The organism is Butyricimonas sp. Marseille-P3923, assembly GCF_900184685.1.
GTDB classification, from domain to species: Bacteria; Bacteroidota; Bacteroidia; order Bacteroidales; family Marinifilaceae; genus Butyricimonas; species Butyricimonas muris.
In genome coordinates this window covers 855,954-874,816 of the sequence record NZ_FXXL01000006.1, presented here as the reverse complement: position 1 = coordinate 874,816, position 18,863 = coordinate 855,954, and the positions used below count along the sequence as shown (strand labels likewise).

13 protein-coding genes are annotated in these 18,863 nt (G+C 43.7%); all 13 read right to left on the bottom strand.

Features of this window, described 5'->3' with window-relative positions:
- Window positions 1–18: 18 nt before the first annotated feature.
- The 13 genes from CS948_RS09425 to CS948_RS09360 all read right to left on the bottom strand — a co-directional run bounded on the left by CS948_RS09425 (window position 19) and on the right by CS948_RS09360 (window position 18,849).
- Complete coding sequence (locus CS948_RS09425; RefSeq protein WP_141560918.1) at window positions 19–1,146, bottom strand: hypothetical protein; 1,128 nt, start codon at window positions 1,144–1,146, stop codon at window positions 19–21.
- A gap of 10 nt (window positions 1,147–1,156) precedes the next feature.
- On the bottom strand, window positions 1,157–2,752 hold the full coding sequence (locus CS948_RS09420) for a RagB/SusD family nutrient uptake outer membrane protein (protein ID WP_099291428.1): 1,596 nt from the start codon (window positions 2,750–2,752) through the stop codon (window positions 1,157–1,159).
- 11 nt (window positions 2,753–2,763) lie between these two features.
- Complete coding sequence (locus CS948_RS09415; protein WP_255301939.1) at window positions 2,764–6,399, bottom strand: SusC/RagA family TonB-linked outer membrane protein; 3,636 nt, start codon at window positions 6,397–6,399, stop codon at window positions 2,764–2,766.
- A gap of 123 nt (window positions 6,400–6,522) precedes the next feature.
- Window positions 6,523–7,680 (bottom strand): FecR domain-containing protein, encoded by a 1,158-nt coding sequence (locus CS948_RS09410; RefSeq protein ID WP_099291426.1) that lies wholly within the window; start codon window positions 7,678–7,680, stop codon window positions 6,523–6,525.
- Between the two features lie 77 nt (window positions 7,681–7,757).
- Entirely contained in the window at window positions 7,758–8,276 is a 519-nt protein-coding gene (locus CS948_RS09405) for an RNA polymerase sigma factor (protein ID WP_255301938.1), read from the bottom strand.
- Between the two features lie 188 nt (window positions 8,277–8,464).
- Complete coding sequence (locus tag CS948_RS09400) at window positions 8,465–9,007, bottom strand: hypothetical protein (protein WP_099291424.1); 543 nt, start codon at window positions 9,005–9,007, stop codon at window positions 8,465–8,467.
- Between the two features lie 20 nt (window positions 9,008–9,027).
- Entirely contained in the window at window positions 9,028–9,666 is a 639-nt protein-coding gene (locus CS948_RS09395) for a hypothetical protein (RefSeq protein WP_255301937.1), read from the bottom strand.
- 32 nt (window positions 9,667–9,698) lie between these two features.
- Window positions 9,699–11,246 carry a RagB/SusD family nutrient uptake outer membrane protein gene (locus tag CS948_RS09390; RefSeq protein WP_099291423.1) on the bottom strand — a complete coding sequence of 516 codons (1,548 nt, stop codon included), beginning with the start codon at window positions 11,244–11,246 and terminating at the stop codon, window positions 9,699–9,701.
- A 4-nt stretch (window positions 11,247–11,250) separates the two neighbouring features.
- The gene (locus CS948_RS09385) at window positions 11,251–14,820 is read right to left on the bottom strand and encodes a SusC/RagA family TonB-linked outer membrane protein (protein WP_255301936.1); all 3,570 of its coding nucleotides are present in this window, start codon (window positions 14,818–14,820) and stop codon (window positions 11,251–11,253) included.
- A gap of 100 nt (window positions 14,821–14,920) precedes the next feature.
- Window positions 14,921–16,096: a FecR family protein gene (locus tag CS948_RS09380; RefSeq protein ID WP_099291421.1), complete on the bottom strand. Its 1,176-nt coding sequence runs from the start codon at window positions 16,094–16,096 to the stop codon at window positions 14,921–14,923.
- Between the two features lie 87 nt (window positions 16,097–16,183).
- Window positions 16,184–16,759 carry an RNA polymerase sigma factor gene (locus tag CS948_RS09375; RefSeq protein WP_099291420.1) on the bottom strand — a complete coding sequence of 192 codons (576 nt, stop codon included), beginning with the start codon at window positions 16,757–16,759 and terminating at the stop codon, window positions 16,184–16,186.
- Between the two features lie 109 nt (window positions 16,760–16,868).
- Window positions 16,869–17,150: an RNA polymerase sigma factor gene (locus tag CS948_RS09370; RefSeq protein ID WP_099291419.1), complete on the bottom strand. Its 282-nt coding sequence runs from the start codon at window positions 17,148–17,150 to the stop codon at window positions 16,869–16,871.
- A gap of 430 nt (window positions 17,151–17,580) precedes the next feature.
- A complete protein-coding gene (locus tag CS948_RS09360; protein WP_099291417.1) occupies window positions 17,581–18,849 on the bottom strand; it encodes a co-chaperone YbbN in 1,269 nt (422 codons plus the stop codon).
- Window positions 18,850–18,863: the final 14 nt, after the last annotated feature.

The following is an 18,863-nucleotide window of genomic DNA, read 5'->3' as shown; positions in this document are numbered from 1 at the left end:
CATACCTCTTTGAACACACTACATTGATTCTCTCACTCCGTCCACGTCAAAACCGGCTTCCTCCAATATTTCCCTCAACAGGACAAAACGTTCAACCACTAACGGGAATTTAGCATAAAGTCCTTTAAATTCTTCCACGGAATAAGCGAACACGGCTGACATATACAGGGCTAAATCTCCCTCTTTTGACGGTACCATATAATAACCCGTCAATCCTATTATTCCGTGTGCTTCGGGACAATAAAGATCATAATTCTCCCGAATCTCTTCTTCATTTGCTTTTGCATCCTCGTACGTTTCCACCCACCATATAGCAGTAGAATAAGCAGCCTCATCCTCCTCCGTCAACTCTTCTCCCTCCTCGATCATGGCATCGTATTTTTCTTTCTCTTGTTTCCAAGTGGGATAATCTTCGTCATAAGTTTCAAGATAGTACGTTTTCTCATCAAACTCCCTAAATTCCGGACATAATGTCCTTGAATGACCCGTGTATTGTATATTCCACGGGGTAGGAGTCAAATGTTTGAACTCGGCTTCCGCGATGGCATAGTACTCATCAAGCGAATTTTCTATCTTGCTGGCGGAAGTCTGGCTGATAAAATCTGCCAAATAAGTTCTTTTATCATCCGGGTCCTCGCTAAAATTAGCCATAGAAATCCCCAGATAATTAAACCCGCGGTACACGTTTTTATCATTATTGGCAACACGGTAGGTTTCCGTGATCATGACGGCAGGAATACGGATATTAGACTCCTTCGCGAAAGGTAACAGCGTGGCATCCAAGAAATCCAATAACGGCAATAGCTGTTTCTTGTTTTCCAAAGAACTCGCATCCACCGGAGTCCAGATGACAGACCCCATAGTACCCGTCATGTCAAAACTCAAATTCAGTACCTCGTAATAATAAATGATATTCCCCACGGAATCCCGACGTCCGCGGTCTTCCATACCCAAGGTGTCATTATAGAATATACCAACGCCAAACTTTTTGTAGATATCATAAATCTTTTGATCCACGACATCCATATTTTCCTTCTCAACAATCTCGAACCAATTTTTAATCTCGGTAGGAGTCAGGTTATCCTCATCGGAACATGCCCCGAACAAGAATAACATCATGCTGTATAATAATATCAACTTTTTCATTGTACACTCTTTAATTCTTTGTTACACCACTCAAACGATCGAAATTAGATAACACTGGGAAACAATAATTAATCACGTCCTCCGGCACCGGCAACATCCAGCTTCCTTTAGTCGTGTTATCGTACCCCTTCAACGTATAGCTTCCGGCGACAGTCGCCTCTGTCTGCGTTGCGGTATGCCACACGTGTTTCACGGAAATCGCCTGCGGGTGAACAGAGTTCACGGCATAACGACGTAAATCGAACCAACGATGTCCTTCGAAGCAAAGTTCCTTGTTACGTTCCTGACGAATGAACTCGATCAACTCCCCTTTGGAAGCAGGAATTGCAGGAATCGTGTAATAACGGGTCTGCAGAAATTGACGGATAGTTTCCGTTGCCCCGGCATCCCCGGCACAAGCCTGTGCTTCCGCCTTATTCAAAACGACCTCTGCATAACGGATAGAACCTATTTCATTCATATCCTGCCCGGAGGTGACGGGAGAAACCTTCGCTCCGGTTATCGGATCGGTTTCCGTCACCGCCGTTTGCAACAAAGGATGATATTTACGACAAACCAAACGCTCGACACCATAAGAACGAGTAAAAAATGCACTGTACCGCACGTCATTATCATCAAATAACCTTTCCAATTCATCCGACACGACATAAGAATGGCTAAAAGTTAACGGAGTGCTTCCATTGACAGCCCCCGTACCGGCATGTATATAATTCATGCCGTAATTCCCTTGGGCATAAATCACCTCGGGCAGCGCATCGGTCAAAAATGTATTTCCACTTCCGGGGGTATAAGCATTCACTAAGTCATACAAACCATAACCTTTCACCGCATCAGCCGCCTTCACTGCCAGTTCATATTGCTCCATGTAAAGATATACCCGGCTCAAAAGGGCGTTAGCGGCAGCCACCGTCACGTGTACCTTAGAATCTACCACGGAACCTTTCTCCAAAAGCTCGATTGCCGACTTCAAATCCTCAACAATTTGCTCGTACACCCGTCCCGTGTTTGCTCTCCCGAACTTAGTATCCTCCACGGCCGGCTCCAGTTTCAACGTCACGCTTGCCCCGTCATTCGGGTTTTGTGTGTCATAGGCAGCCCCGTATAAATTTGCCAACATGAAATAGTTCCATGCCCTCAAATAATAACACTCGCCTGTCACCCGCAAACGTTGCGCCTCGATCTCCTCGTCATCACTCACGAAATCCGGAGCCGCGACAAGAATAGAGTTAATCACGGATATACGTCTGTATAACAAAGCCCAATCCTTATCAACACGAGCCGTTCCGGTACTATTTACAAAAGGATTTTCCGCGTATGTAAAAAAACCGAACATTTCTTCCCATGTTTTAGGCGACACACTATACGAAGTACTCGGTAAAGGCATCTCTTGCGATTCATCCGCCAAAATATGCAAATACAACATCGAGCCGTCAATAGTAACCTTGTTTATATCCCGCCTCATGTAGACTTCGCCTAACAACAACTCTTCCAAATCATCCACCGACTCGACATACGAGGAATTCTGAGAATACTCTTCCAAAAAGTTTCCACAAGCGGAACACAAGAAAAGCAATAAAACCAAGGGATAATATAGTATTTTTTTCATCTCTTCTCCATTTAAAAACTAACATTCAAACTAATAGAATAAGTCGGACGCACGGAAATATTCACCAGATCGCTTGTACCCGATTGTTCCGGATTCTGTCCTTTCAACTTTTTATCGCAAATCGTGAACAAATTCGTCGCCGATAAAGAGATATAAGCACTCGACATTCCACACTTCTTAATCAAACTCTCGTCAAACACGTAACGAAAACTCAACGATTGCAACCGCAAGTAATCGCCGCGCACCACACGCAAATCGGAATAATCATACAATTCATATTTGGAAGTATTCCTCGTTGCCGCGGGCGACCACGCCGCGTAGTTACGCCACCAGCCATAATCGGCATCCACATCCGCCGTATTCCCTTGGGCTACCAACCCCGTACGGATACCCGGAATATTCGTGTGCTTCTCGTCCCCCGGGTATCTCCACCGGTTCACGAACTCTTTCCGCAAATTATTGTGTGGAGTGGGATTAATGGCACCGTACTGCCCGGAACAAAGCTTGAACAAGCGTACTTTATTTCCAATACTATACGTCAGATTAAACGACAAACTGAAATTGCGATAAGCGAAATAGTTGTTAATTCCTCCCTGCAACTCGGGCACCCGCGTTCCCGATTCACCCAATACCGCCATCCACACGTCCTTCTTATCTGCCTTCGCCATATCCGTGTATCTCTCTGCCAATTCTTCTCTTTGGCTATCTTCCAATCCCTTGAAAGTAGGTCTTCCCGTGTTATCCAAACCGTTAAAACGATAAGAATAGAACGTATTCAACGGTGTCCCGGCAACATAAGCATTACCGTTCAATAAATCCGTTACCGTGATTTCATCCTGCAACACACTATTGTTTTGATTAATCTTATTATTAATCAACGTGTTCAACGTTTGTCCCAATTGCGGATCGATACGCCACACGAAACCCCGTTTCCCATTGCTGGACAACGCGTTGTTTATCGGGGTAAAATTCAATGCCAATTCAACACCTTTATTTTCCACGCTCCCGGCATTCACCACGTAGCTGGTCAAACCGTTCTGGCTTGCCACTCTCTTCTCGAGAAAAGCATCCTTCGTCTTTTTATAGAAATAGGCGAATGAACCCGTGATTTTTCCACTCAAGAAACTAAAATCCACACCCACGTTATACGAATGAGTCTTTTCCCACTTCAAATTGGGATTCGGGAACTTGTCAACCGTGGAAACATATCCGCCCAACGCATCGTCATAATCGCCCTTCTTGATGATCAAACGAGACGGCTGCGTGTTCAGGATATTTCCCTGTAACCCGTAAGACAAACGCACGGCCAGATTCTCTATCCAAGATACACCCTTCAGGATATCGTTCGATACATTCCAACGCCCGGATACCGACCACACGGGAAAGAACTTCTCGTTGCTCCGGCTCCCGAAAGCATTCGACCAGTCTGCGCGGGCATTCACGTTAATAATATAACGATCGTCATACCCGTAAGTCAAAGTTACCAAACCGGACATCATATTTGTCAACTGATCCGTGTAAGTCGGGTAATTATTAATCAACCACATGTAATATGTCTGATATTTCCCAAAATCCGAAGCGTCGCGGCTCGTGATAGAGAATGACGGGAATGTTTTACCGCGGTCTTTATAATATCCGCGCAATTCCTGCGATTCTTTATAGTATTTGGTAGAAGAAAGTTCATAACCGCCCATCGCGTTCACGAAATGCTTACCGGATTCACCCAAGTATTTACTATAATCTACCTGTGCGCGTAACGTGTACGCGTTACTACGGGTATCCGTTTCCGTTAAAACTCCCCCGAAAGGACAAGACGAAAGCATATCCTGATTTCCTCTCATCACGGTCACTTTATTTGAATTTTCCCCAAACCAGAGTTCCTCTCTCGTGTTACTGAACGAGTAAGAACCCGTGGCGATCAACTTCAAATCTTTCGTGAAATTGTAACGCACTTGCCCCGTCAAATTCACGGTATTCTGATTAATATCCCTACTGGAATTGTCCATCTCGCTCACGATATTAAACTTGGAATATTGACTCGCATCCTTCTTATAATACCACAATTCGCCATCCTCTGCGCGAAGCGGGATAGCCCGGCTCATACTATGAGCATAACTCATCACGTTCAACTCGTCCGGGTTATATTTCTTGTTCGTCACGCTACCGCTTACCCCGATTTGAGCCGTGAATTTTTCATACATAGCCGTGAGTTTCACGCTGGAAGAATAACGTTCATTTTCCTCTCCCCTCACGTTTCCCCTCTCGTCGGCATACCCGAAGGACGCGTAATAACGGATATTTTCCGTTCCCCCGCTTATACTCAAAGAATGATTGTGAGAAAAGACATCTTTCGTCAAAATCTTCAACCAATCGGTATTCATCGTTTCATACCTTCGCGCCTGTCGGGTAAACTCATCGAAACCGATTACTCCATCCTTGTAATGATCAAGATACGCCTTTTCATAACCAATCCAATTATCCGTACCGTTATACACCCCCGAATAACGTACACCCATCTCCATCAACTCTCTCGAAACATCTATCCGTTCCTTGGAATTCATCATGTAGAACCCTCTATCGGAATAACGGGGACGCTGTGTAAACGTTCCGTCCATAGAATAAGTGACCGTGGGAGCCCCCACTTTACCCACTTTGGTGGTGATCACGATTACACCATTTGCCGCTTTCGCACCGTAAAGAGCCGTTGCCGAAGCATCTTTCAACACGTCAATTCGTTCGATATCATTCGGGTTCAACCCGGAAATAGCATTCCCCAACACGTTCACGAAATCCAGATCATTCAACTGTGCCGGATCCACGTTCACCGGGTCTTGCTGAATAATCCCGTCCACCACCCAAAGCGGCTCCTGACTTCCCAGAATAGTAGAAGTTCCGCGAATACGTAATTTAGGTGCGGCCCCGACTTGTCCCGTGTTCTGCATGACCAGCAATCCCGGAATACGTCCCTCCAACATCATATCGATCCGGTTGGCTCCCGGGACATCAATATCCTCCATTCTCACGGAATTAACCGCACTCGTCAAATGACGCTTGTCAATCTGTTGGTAACCCGTCACGACGACTTCCTCCATCTGTCCCACGTCCTCTTGCATCACCACGTTAATCGTATCCTGTCCCGAGTATTTTATCTCTTGTGTTTTCATCCCGACAAAAGAGAATACCAGCGACAACTTTTCCATTTCCGGGAGTTTTAACACGTACTTTCCGTCACCATCCGTCGCCGTGCCCAGTGACAATCCTTTGACACTGACGGTCACTCCCGGCAAAGGTTCTTTTTTATCATCCGTCACCCGTCCCACTATCCGGAGCTCTTTCTTTTCCGGCTCTTTCGAGTTCTGGATAACAATCACGTCCCCTTTAAACGTGTACGATAAACCGGTATTTTTCAAGCACATACCCAAAATATCCCGTACCATAGTTTGCTGCACGTCCACAGACACTTTCTGAATGGATTGTACATCTTCCGACTTGTAAATAAACATGTAATCGGTCAACCGTTCTATATTCTTGAACACCTGACTCAATGTTACATCGGACAATTTCAAATCGATACGCGCTTCTTGCCCGCGAATGGTAGCGTGACAAGTGCAGAATCCCAAAAGCATAAATAATGCAAATGTCCTCATTTTTCTTAGCGTTTGTTGAATTTTTCGTTTTTTTCCCATAACTTTGTTTAGCTTATTATTAAATTAATACAGATGTTAGCTGAGGGGCTAACAGGTAAGGGGATGTGAGGGCATCTCCTTATTTTATTGACTCACGTAAATCGTCTTATCCGCGTAAGTGAAACGAATCCCTTTCGTTGTCTGGAGATATTCCAATATCGTTTTCACCTCCGCGTACCGGTTGGAATGAAGATAAAAGCGGACATCTTTCAGTGAGGGCCGAGTGTACACCACTTTAAAATCATACCAACGGGACAATTGCCGGAAAATATCTTCCAGACGCTCGTCGTTAGCGATAATCTTGCCTTCTTTCCAAGCGAGGGTTTCCCGGACATCGGCTTGTTTCGTTTCTAATTTCCCGGAAACACGGTCAAATATCGATTGACGTGAGGGCGTCAACGTGATATCCTTACCCACTTCCGGAAATTCCTGTCTGATCTTCCCGGTGACGAGAGTGGTAATCACCATGCTTTCGTCATCGTAAGCCTTTATATTAAAACTCGTCCCGAGTACCCGCAAATCCATGGATTCCGTGTTCACGATAAAAGGGGCCTCCGCATCATGCTCCACCTCGAAATAGGCCTCCCCGTTCAAGTAAACCCTTCGTTCCCCATTTGAAAAAGTTTCGGGATACTTCAACGAACTTCCCGCATTCAGCCACACCCGGCTACCGTCAGCCAAGACGAGATTAAACTCGCATCCCCGGGGTACAACAAGAGTATTGTACTCCACCTGTCCGGCAATCGAATCCGACTTCGCCACGTACTCCAATCTCCCGGAGTCAGCCAGTTGAATATCTACCCTCCGGGTGGAACGAATGATCTCCGTGTTTCGGGGAGAAATAGGTATCTCCTTGCCATCAGCCAGTTTCAGTATCGGCACGTTTGCGGCGGGAACAGAAACGACAGTCAAAGCAGCGGGTTCCGGCGACCGTTGTTGCCAATTCCAAACCGTCAACCCGGAAACCAGAATCACGGCAATCACGGCGGCATACCTTACAATTCCTACCCGCAAGCGATGGCGGCGCACCCGCCCCACAACCTGTTTTCGAGCCTCATCATTATCTATCGCTTCCCACCGTTTCGCCCAACGGACCAAATGAAACTCTTTCACCCGTTCCGCGAAAATTCGTTGAGCGTCCATATCCCCGGCAAGCCACTCGTTGAACTCCCGTTCTTCCGCCTTGCTTAATTCTCCCGAAAGATACTCCCGGATTCGCATTTCTTTTTCATCCTTATTCATCGTGTCGTATTCGTCTACTTATTTTATAAGACAAACACAAGAATCAAAAAATGGGTGAATCAATTTTGAAAGTTTTTTTAGAAATTATTTTTCTCCAAGATGAAAAACAGTAATAGCGAATTAGGGAATTGCTGCCGCAATTGTTTCAAACCACCACTTAACAACGTCTTCACGGTATTCACGGACACCCCCAACTCTTCAGCTGTTTCCTTGTATTTTTTTCCTTCAACGACAATAGACATGACCACCATTCGGGTCTTTTGCGGCAACCTCTCTATCGCTTGGCGAATAGCCTCGATCAATTCCAAAGAAACGGTCGTCGCTTCCTCCTCGATGGCATCATACTTCAATAATTCCGCTTGCGCGAACTCCTTCTGGTCCCGAATCCTGTTCAAACAAGCGTTTTTCACGCACCGGAACAAATAAGTACTCAAAGCCTCCGGAGTCAAGTGCCGGTAAGCGTTATTCTTGATAAACTGGTAAAATACCTCCTGCACGATATCCTCCGGAAAACTGCAATCATCAAGCATCGAGCCGGAAAATAGCACCAACGGCTTATAATAGCGTTGAAATAGCAATTTCCCGCCCTCATTCATATTCCTCTGAAAGGCAGTTAATATTTCCGAATCGGACACACCCATTTCATCCAATTTTCCATTTAATAATACAAAGATAAAAATTAATCGTTCAATCGCGCTATAGACAAGGACAGAATTCTTCATTCAAAACGAAAGAGGCACCCGAAGACACCGGGCACCTCTCTTCTTAACACACTACACTATATTTATTTCACTATAATCGTGAAACAGTCATCTAAATCCTTGGAATAACCTTCGTTCGAAAATGTCAAAGATATTTTATACCGCCCTTTCGGGACACTATTATGCAACGGAAGGCTAAACACCCCCGTGGAAAAGAGAGTAACCTCCGCCAATAAAAGCTCTACATCTCCCATGTCCGTTGTAACATTCTTGATATACACCTCGACCGGTGCCGTCCCGTCCACACCTTCCACTGGAGTAGATGTCCAAGGAATATCATACAAATTCCGAGTATAATCCTCACCTCCCCCAATTTTGTTCGTCGGATATATTCCCATTCCAATAACCTCCCCCGGATCCATCCCAAATACGTTTACAAACATATCAAACGTGGGATTGGGCACCTCCACGGGAGGCGTAATATCCAGTTCTTTTTTTACTACCATAGAATCCACCGAATAACTGGCATAATCAAGAGAAAGGTAGCCCACGGTCACATCCTGACACCCGAGCGTTGTCAGCCAAATAAATAACGCTATTAATCCTATTCTAATTTCAGTCTTCATAATCCCAAATTTTCAACAGTTTAAATTTCTCCAAAAGCGTGCCCGTAATTCAAGGCATGAACAACCCCATTCATGGGTTGTATGTCAGGTGTTGCCATCGGGATTTTCCCGTACACCGAAGAATACAACTTCAACGTCACCGCACCACCATCAGCAACGCCACCATAAGGAGATGTTTCCAAATAGGCATAAAAGCGATTACCGGCAAGGCAAATCACTGTCGTTTTCCCTTCTTGTCGCTCATCACTAATTTGATATTCCGTATTTCGATAGGCAATATCTTTCTTCAATAATTTCCCCTTAGAAACATAACGTAAAATAAATGCCCGGCAATCTTCCACCGAGATATCATTTACCGACTGAACATTCTTTCCTTTCTTAATCTGTTGGTCCCAAATATAACGTTGAATAGAATAACTTTTCACCCCCCAGAAAGTGATTTCAGGTATATTTTCATCTTTTCCCTCGAAAAGATCCGTCAATCCGGCACGTTCGATCATCTTCACGGTTAACTCCCAGTTATACGAATCCGCACGGAGAAAATCCATAATCGTTCCTTCAAAATAAGGAGACGCTACCCCCGTATCAATCACGTCTTGTTGCGTATCACAGGCACTCAAACCTATAAATACACATGCTATGAGTAATATATTTTTCATCATCATAAATTTTAAATATAAAGATCATCAGTCTACATGTATTTTACCCAATACTTATTCTGTCGTATTGCAGGATTATTTTCCATCGAAGTCACATAAATAGTCAAGAAAAATGCTCCATCTTTAAAATCCTGCTCCGATGCTGTCTGGAAACCTCCTTCCAATTCCGTTTTATGATAACCGTTACGAATGATATCATAATAACGATACCCCTCGAATAACAACTCCTTCTCCCGTTCTTTAAATACAGCATAGCGAACATCCCCACCGTATTCGGAAACATCATACAATTTTGCATTCGCTCTCTCTCGCACACGATCTATATCTTCGATCGCCGTGGCATTGTCTCCCAAACGAGCCGCACACTCCGCCCGCAACAAAATAATATCCGCCAAACGCCACCAAACTTTATTTTGATTGTAATTTATCATTTCTCCGGCTTGATGACCACTGGTTTCCACGTAAGGATTCCGCCATTTGTAAGGATAAGCCAATCCTTGTGTCGTTTCCAGACTATCGGAACAATTATAAATGTCAAACTTATAAAAATAAGCATTCCTTCTCTCGTCATCACCTGGGAACATCTTTTCCATTTCTGACAAATATATTTGACAAGATACATCTAAAGCATCATAGGGTGTACTATTGGGTACAACCGGAAAAGACTGGAACCAATCTGCCAAACAAAACGCTTGACTTCTATCCATTACCGACATCTCATGCCAAAGATCCTTGTACACGGTCTCATATATACACTCCTTACTATCTCCAACCAAAGCAGAAGTGCAAACTAATTCCGGAGAATCTTCCAACTCGTAAATCCCTGAATTAATAATACTATCACATGCAGCTTTCGCCCTGCGCCACAATGCTTGCTCGTCATAATTTTGATCCACCGCAAAATATTTTCCACCGGCTTTCCATGCACAAAGATGAGCCAACAAAGCGTTAGCGGCCCCCTTGCAAGGAGTAGATTTATAATGCGGAGCTTTCCCCAAATGATCCGTCACGTACGGGAACTCCGGTAAACAGTCGACAGCCTTCTGAGCCAATTCAATAGCATAATCACAAACTTCCGTCCAAGGTGATTGCCCTTGTGGCTCCAAACTCACATCATCTTTTACCAAAATACAGTCCCCCCAACGCCGCAGCAATTCCAAATAGACAAAGGCTTTATAAAAATAAGCTTGTCCCATGTATATTTTTCTTCGGGCATCCGGCATTTTCACTTGATTCGCAAAATGTAAAACCACATTAGATTGAGCAATGATCACATAATAACGATCCCAACCCACCGGATCGGTTTCCCCTCCGTCCGGGGCAAGCGTTCTTTCTGATGTATAATTACCATACAAATCATTATCCATATAAACCCCTTTCAAAATCTGGCAACTCATATTCATATTCGCCATACTCCTCATGTAATTCCCAGCCCCGGCTAAAGCACCTTCCAAATCCTTCTCCGTTTCCAAAGCATTCCTGAAAGTCAATGAATTTTGAGGAGAAACATCCAATACATCCTCACAAGATGCAAATGTTACCATCAACACAAATAACAAATATATAATCTTATACTTCATAATCTTAGAATTTTACAGTTAAACCTAAGGTGTACTTCCGGGGTAAAGGATAACCAATCCCTTTATCAATACCCGTATTAATTGACACGATCTCAGGATCCAATCCGGAATAATTCGTGATTGTAAACAAATTCTCACCACTAACAAAAACACGCACTTGTTCCAGCCCACATCGTTTCATCCATCTATCCGGTAAATTATATCCCAGTGTCACAGTTTTCAATTTCAACCAATTCACTTTCTCCACGAAACGATCCAGCTCTCCCATGAAATTACCCACACCATGATCGTATTGCAACATCGGATAATCCGTGTTATCACCCGGTTTTTCCCAAAATGTCACTTTATTAACATCAAACAATAACGGATGTACCAATTTTCGTCCATCATTTGTCGCCACGGCGTTCGGCTCTGTCAAATTTATCATATGCCGTCCCAGCTGAAACGCCATCGATAAATTCAAATCAAAATTTTTCCAACGTAACTCGCTGACAATACCTCCCGTAACTTCCGGCAAAGCACTCCCAGCGTAAATATCATCTGGACTTCCTTCCCAACCTCCACTTCGATCCACGTCGACCAATTTATAATCACCCGGTTTATAGTACCGATCACGAAACGCATTATAATAAGTACCTACACCTCCCGCATTATAATATATCGGCATCTCGTCTTGTGAATTTATATATCCATCCGTCTTTCCCACATAAATACCATTCAACGATTTACCAATAATCCAACCATAAGCAGGAACATCTTTCCCGTCATACGACTTCTCGAAACGATTCCAATTCTTTGCAGCATTCACGGACACTTTCCAATACAAATCGGAACGTCGAAATACCTCGTATTTCACCAGCAACTCAACTCCTTCATTAGAAACAGCGGCAGCATTACGCCATTGTGTACCATATCCATTATGATCCCCCGGCAGAGCAACCGGCATCAACTTCTTGTCGGAATAACGATAATAATAATCAAACGTGATACCCAAACGATAATTCAAGAAATCCAAATCCAACCCGAAATCATACTGGTCAGTCTCTTCCCATGACAAATCCTCGTTATAAAGTCCGTTACTATACTGTGGAACAATAACTCCGTTACCTTGGAATGAATTTCCACCAACTCTCATTAACCCTAGTGCCAAATACGGTTCGTCAAAATGCATTCCAGATTTTCCCCAACTTGCCCGAATTTTACCGAAATTAAACCAAGAAGAAAAACATTCCATAAAAGGTTCCTCGGAGAACGACCAACCTGCCGCAATAGAAGGGAACGTTCCCCATTTATTATTTTTCCCGAATACCGAACTTCCATCCTGTCTGAAACTGGCAGAAAGCAAATACTTCTTTTTATAATTATACTCCAAACGGGCAAAATAAGAAACTAACACTTTCTCCTGCATATCCGATTGATAATGTTGCAAAGCCCTGTAATCAGTCGTACCCGGTCCTATCACGATCTCACCCCCTGAATCATAATCTTTTTTAATCAATTCCGGCATTCCCGACGGAGCATAATAGATCTTATCACTAGGAGAATTCTCTGCCGATCCCCCGTTATACTCCATCTGATCGTACTGGTAAGAAAATCCTGCAACAAAATTCAAGTTATGATCTTCTCGAATTGTTTTATTATAAGAAAGTAAACTTTCACTCAACACCATCAAATTCACTCCCGTTTCCCCAATAGACATAGAAAACCCTTCATCACTTAAATAAGATGGAGAAAAATAATTTCTCCGGTGAACCGAATAATCTGCCGCAAAAGAACTGGATAAATTCAATCCGTCGAGCACTTCATATCCTAACTTAAAATTCGTACGCAAACGAATTGAACGATTTTTCTCTTTCGTGCCACTCAATTTTTCCAAAATATAATTCCATACTTCAGTACCTTTCCCCGGATACAAAGAAGACAATTCATACGGATCTCCCGGCACAGTTTCAATCACGGGACTATATCCTAGAAAATCCACCTTCTCCCCCCGCTTCCGGTTAGTCAAAGAAGCCGTGAATCGCAAATCTACATCCAAACGTTTCGTTGGCTTCACGTTCAACGTGGAATTTAAATCCACCCGGTTAAATCCGGTTCCCTTCAATATACCAGACTCATCATAATACCCCAACCCGATAGCATAATTCATATTCTCCGATCCCCCGTAAGTCTGCACATTAGCATTCGTGATTTTTGCCTTTTCAAAATAAACCGGGAAAAAATTCGTTGAATTATTATAGAACGGATTCAAACTATCCTGCAAAAACATTCCGTCTGCATCAGAAGTTTGTGCGGAAAAGAAATAATCCAAACGTCCCTTATTGTGCAAATAGCATTCCAATAAAGTTGTCGGATATTTATACCGGTACGTTTCCATGTCCAAATAAGCTACCCGATAATTTCTTAATGCCTTCAACCGGAAATCCCGTTCCGCTCGCCCAATTGTTACTTGCGGTAATTTAGGCAATATATTCCACGACTGGGAAACATTTGCCGAAAAAGTTGCCTTTTGACTGTTTCTCCCTTTCTTCGTGGTCACCAAAATCACTCCATTCGCCGCACGGGAACCGTAAATAGCCGCGGAAGAAGCATCCTTCAACACCTGTACCGACTCGATCATATCCGGATTAATCTCTGCCAACAAATTCGTTCCGGTAATAGGAGAAGTGAAAGTATTCATCGGCACCCCATCTACCACCCACAGCGGGTTAGAAAAACGACGTCCCTGTTCCACATCCAAAGAATTGTACCCCCGAATCGTGATTGCCGTACCGCCGCTACCGGGAGCCCCGGACATATTCGTGATGTCCAATCCGGCAACACGCCCCTGTAGCAAATTCGCAATACTTGGCGAAGGTATTCCCTTCCATTCATCAGCTTTAACCACGGAAATAGAACCGGTAGACTCCCTTCTGGTTGTCGTCCCGTATGCCACGACAACTGTTTCGTCTAACGCCTGCACATCCTCCTGCATCACGATCAGCAACGTGTCTTTCGTCACTTTCGTGAACTCCAGCTTACACGTTTTATACCCCACGAAAGAAAACTCCAACGTTCCTTTTTGAATAGGCAACAACAACGAAAACATCCCCTTAACATTAGTGGCAGTTCCCAAGGTTGTCCCCCCGACCTTCACCGTCACCCCCGGCATAGGCACTTTCTGCTCGTCCACAACCTTCCCTACAATCCGGAATCCCTTCTTGTCCTCATTCTCCCGCTGAATCAACATAACCACCTCCTTGTCGAACAAGCACGTGAAAGGCGTATTCGCCAACACATCGTTCAGTACCTCGGCAACCTTTTTCCGGTACACTTGAACATCTATCAGTGACATCTTTTCCAACTGGTTCGTGTTGTAAATAAAACGCAAACCCGTCTGTTTGTGAATCTCACTGAACAACTCGTAATAACTCACGTTTTTCAAATTCAAGCTAATGACTTGCTCTTGTGCCACTCCATTGGCAAAAGTCGTGAACTCCAGAAAAAACACAAAAATGACACATAATCTCATGATCATCCAATTTTTTTTATGTGCCTTATCAAAAATATGGCACATGATTTCTCTTTTTTTCATACATTTGTAATTGAACTATTAATACTTGATAGGTGCGACACAAGGGAACCTATCTATTTATTTAACGTAAGTGATGAAAAGGGCTCAATCTATTCATCACTTATTTTTTACTCACGACCACCGTCCTTCCGTTTATCGCGAAACAAGCGTTGGAAGTCTTCTCCAAAAAGAAAAGCAAATCCTCAATATTCGCGTAACGCCGCATATTACAATCGAATCGCAAATTCTTCAACCCCTCGTTCTGGAAAAACACGACCACATCATACCAACGCGCCACCTTCTCCATGATCGATTCCAAACGCTCGTTCGCGAACACGATATCCTGATTTTTCCACGCCACGTACGGCGTAATATCCACCTCACGAATCTCACACTCTCCCGTCTCCATATTCACTAAAGCCAACTGGTTCGGTTGCAACATCTGTTCCGGCAACGAGGCGTTCAGCCTGAAACCAACCAAGCCTTCCACCAAAACCGTTTCAATCCGTTGCAGATTATATGCGTTCACGTTAAACTCCGTCCCGTAAACCCGCACGGAATACTCCCCGGAGCGCACGTAAAAAGGCTTCTCCTCATCTTTCGTCACGCTAAAATAAGCCTCTCCCTTCAATTTTACTTCCCGGCAATCCGCGCTAAAATTAACCGGATACTCCAATTCCGACTCGGCATCCATCCACACCTTTGTCCCGTCACTCAACGTCACGAAATATTCACCCCCTCGCGGAACAACAATTTTATTATAAATCAACTCCACCTTTTCAATCAACTCCGGAGCCAACGAATCATAGCGAATCCCCCTGCCGCTATCCACTTTCACGATCAACCCATCCCGCTCCTGTATTTCCAACCGCGATGAAGCCAATTCCACTTGCTCCCCGGATGACAACACCAAAACAGCCCGCGGATGAACCGACTTTATTTCCACGTCAACCGCACCTTGCGGCAACACCTCCTTCCTTTCCCTCGTGAATAAAATCCCGACACAAACAAACAACAATATCACAGACGCCGCCGCACAATAATACAACCACGGTTTCCGCTTCCTCTTTAAAGACGAGAAAATCACCTTCTTTGCCCGCTCTTCCTGGATACTGGCATTTTCCTGCGCCCAACGTATTCGCAAATAATCTTCCAACAACGCCTCGCAAGCCTCTCTATTTTCTTGATTTTCAGCTATCCATTCACCCAACTTTTTTTCTTCCTCCCCGTCCAACTCTCCATTAAAATAGGCTATCAATTGACTTTCTGTTTCCTTATTTAATCTTAACTTCTCCATAGTTCTTCTCATTTTTCATACTTAGTACAAAAAAGAGAATAAAAAAGTCTAGTGCTTTTTCAAAAAAAATGAATCGAATCCAAAAATTTAACAATACCGGCAATAGAAAAGTAAAAAATCGGCAAATCCTTCCCGTCCCATACGCTCCCGCAACTTGCGCACGGACGTACCCAACAAAGTTTTTACCGTTGAAACAGATATTCCATACCGTTCCGCCACCTCCCGGTATTTCATACCCTCGACAAACACGCAATTCAAAATTTCACGACTACGAGGGGGTAAGAGAGCAATCTCGGCCATCACTTTCGACACCATGCGATCCCGGGAATCATCATATTCTTCAAATATACACTCAATTCGCTCCAACCCCACGAAACGGTTGAAAACATCCCGTTTCACCATCCGGTTATAACACCGGTTACGTACCAACACCCGTAAAAACGAGGCAAGCGTATCCGGTTTCAACTCCCGATGTATTTCCTGATTCCATAATGCGATGAAAAACTCTTGAACAACATCCTCTGCCAAATCCAAATCATTCAAAAAGGTATTTGCCCATGAAACCAAGGATTTATAATAAGCCTCGAACAGAAGCACCATCCCTTTTTGGTCATGAGCATTCAACAAATCGCAAATCCGCCTGTCCATCACGAGTCTCCCCATTATCTTTCACGCTTTTACTACAAATCATACTACTCGCCTACACCGTTATCCCCACTTATTTCTCCCACAAAGTTAAAACTTTTTCTTTATCCGATAACAGATTACAATTTTAAATTACATGCATGAATATGAACCAACAGAACTTGTTTCCTAAACGATTTTTCAAAAAAGTAATGGAATCTCTCCTGTATACCTTCACCGCTTTCACTTGAATAGCAAGCACTTCGGCTATTTCCTCGTTCTTTTTTCCCTGTAAGTGTAACTCGAACACCTCTCGGCTACGATCCGGTAATTCCTGTATAGCCAGAAATAGTTCCCGGTAAATTTCTTCCCGCATCAAATTATACTCCCTTTCTTTCTCTTCATTGGATTCCCGACAAATATAAAACATTCTCCATAACAAACAAAATGCTCGTACACCTCTTCCAATACAGACATGAAAAAAGTGAAATAAGCTAAATAATTATAATTTTTCATGTATCTACTTTATACTTGCTTTATAGCATCTCCTATTCAACTCCCATTCAATTCCTATTCATCTCCTATTACAAAGGTATAATAATAGTATTTTAATTGAATTTGATTAAAATTTAATATATAGTAAATGTATTATATTATCATTTTAAATAATAGTTATATGACTGAATACACCATAAATTCACCTCAACCGAGAGAGAAAATCAAGAAAAATTCAATCGAACACTCAGGTCACCTGATAAAGAAAAAATCCGTCCTCACGGACGGACTTTTAGCACAAACTATTAACCCTCTAAAAATATATTTTAGAAAGGAATAAACATTCCACTAACTATCGCCAACACTTATTTCAGCAACCGCTCTTGTATAATCTTCTCGTATTTCTCGGGATCTGCCCCGATTTCAACAATAGGCTTTCCGTTCACGGGCAAAAAGAACAAGGTCGGCAACGCGTTTATATTAAATTTATTGCACAACTCTTTTTCCTTGTCTGCATTCACTTTCAAGAAAATCACTTGGTCTTTATATTTTTCCGCCAATTGCTCCATCACGGGCAATAATCTCATGCAGGGACCGCACCACGAAGCCCAGAAATCAATTACAACCGGCTTATCGCCCTTGTACGTGAACTCCGTCCCGTTCTTGTAATCATGAATGTTCTCCCGGAAATAGATGCCCGTGATCTCGTTCAGTTTCCCGGGTTCCAGCTTGACTTTTTTCTCCGTCACCTCATCTTTCACTTCCACGAGGTCAAAAGGTTGGAAATAAATTGTCTGGCGAGTGAAATCCACCGAGAGAATCCCGTGTTTCAATATACCCGCACCCACCACGGAACGTAGAAGGGAACCATTCACGGGGATTACCATTTCTTGCAAAGATTCCCGTACAAAATCACATCGTGATGCCACCTTAGCGGGACTAGATACCGGAGTTTTGCCGTACCCGTTATACACGGGAACCGCATTTCCCGACGCCCCCTTCAGACGAGCAAAATCAGCCTCGTTCAATTCCACCAATCCCGAGTTCCAAGTATCCAATATACAAGAGAACGTCATGCCGTCTATCGTTACCGGACATTCCATCCCGACGCCTTGTAACAGTTTGGCATTCGCGCGATGATCCAATTTCATGTAAACGGGACGATAAGGCTGTGACATCGTTATCTTTTCCCGACGGGAATCAATGGTTAAAACCACCCCCCGGAAAAGAGCCCCTCCCATGACACCGGCAACACCCAACTCCCGCAGATATGGTTCATCTTCCAGTATAAAAGCCCCAAGCTCATTAGCGAAAGCGCTATTCCCGAAAGAAATCGAATGAATCGACACGACCTTGGACGTCGGTACTTTTTTGAACTGGAACGTACTGTACGGGAGTTTTCCATTGCTACCCGGGTCGATATTCAACTTCTCCACGTACTCCGGCAATATTGCCGGATGTCCTGCCAAGTCTAACACGAAATCGGCATCCATTCCGTTCACGACACACGTTATAATGATTTTCCCGTCTACCACCCGGTAATCTCTTACCTCGGAAACGTTATTTTTAACCTGCGCCCACGATACCACGGGGAGCAAGACCACCAAAAGCCACACGAATAATTTACTTTTCATCTCTTGTTTCGATT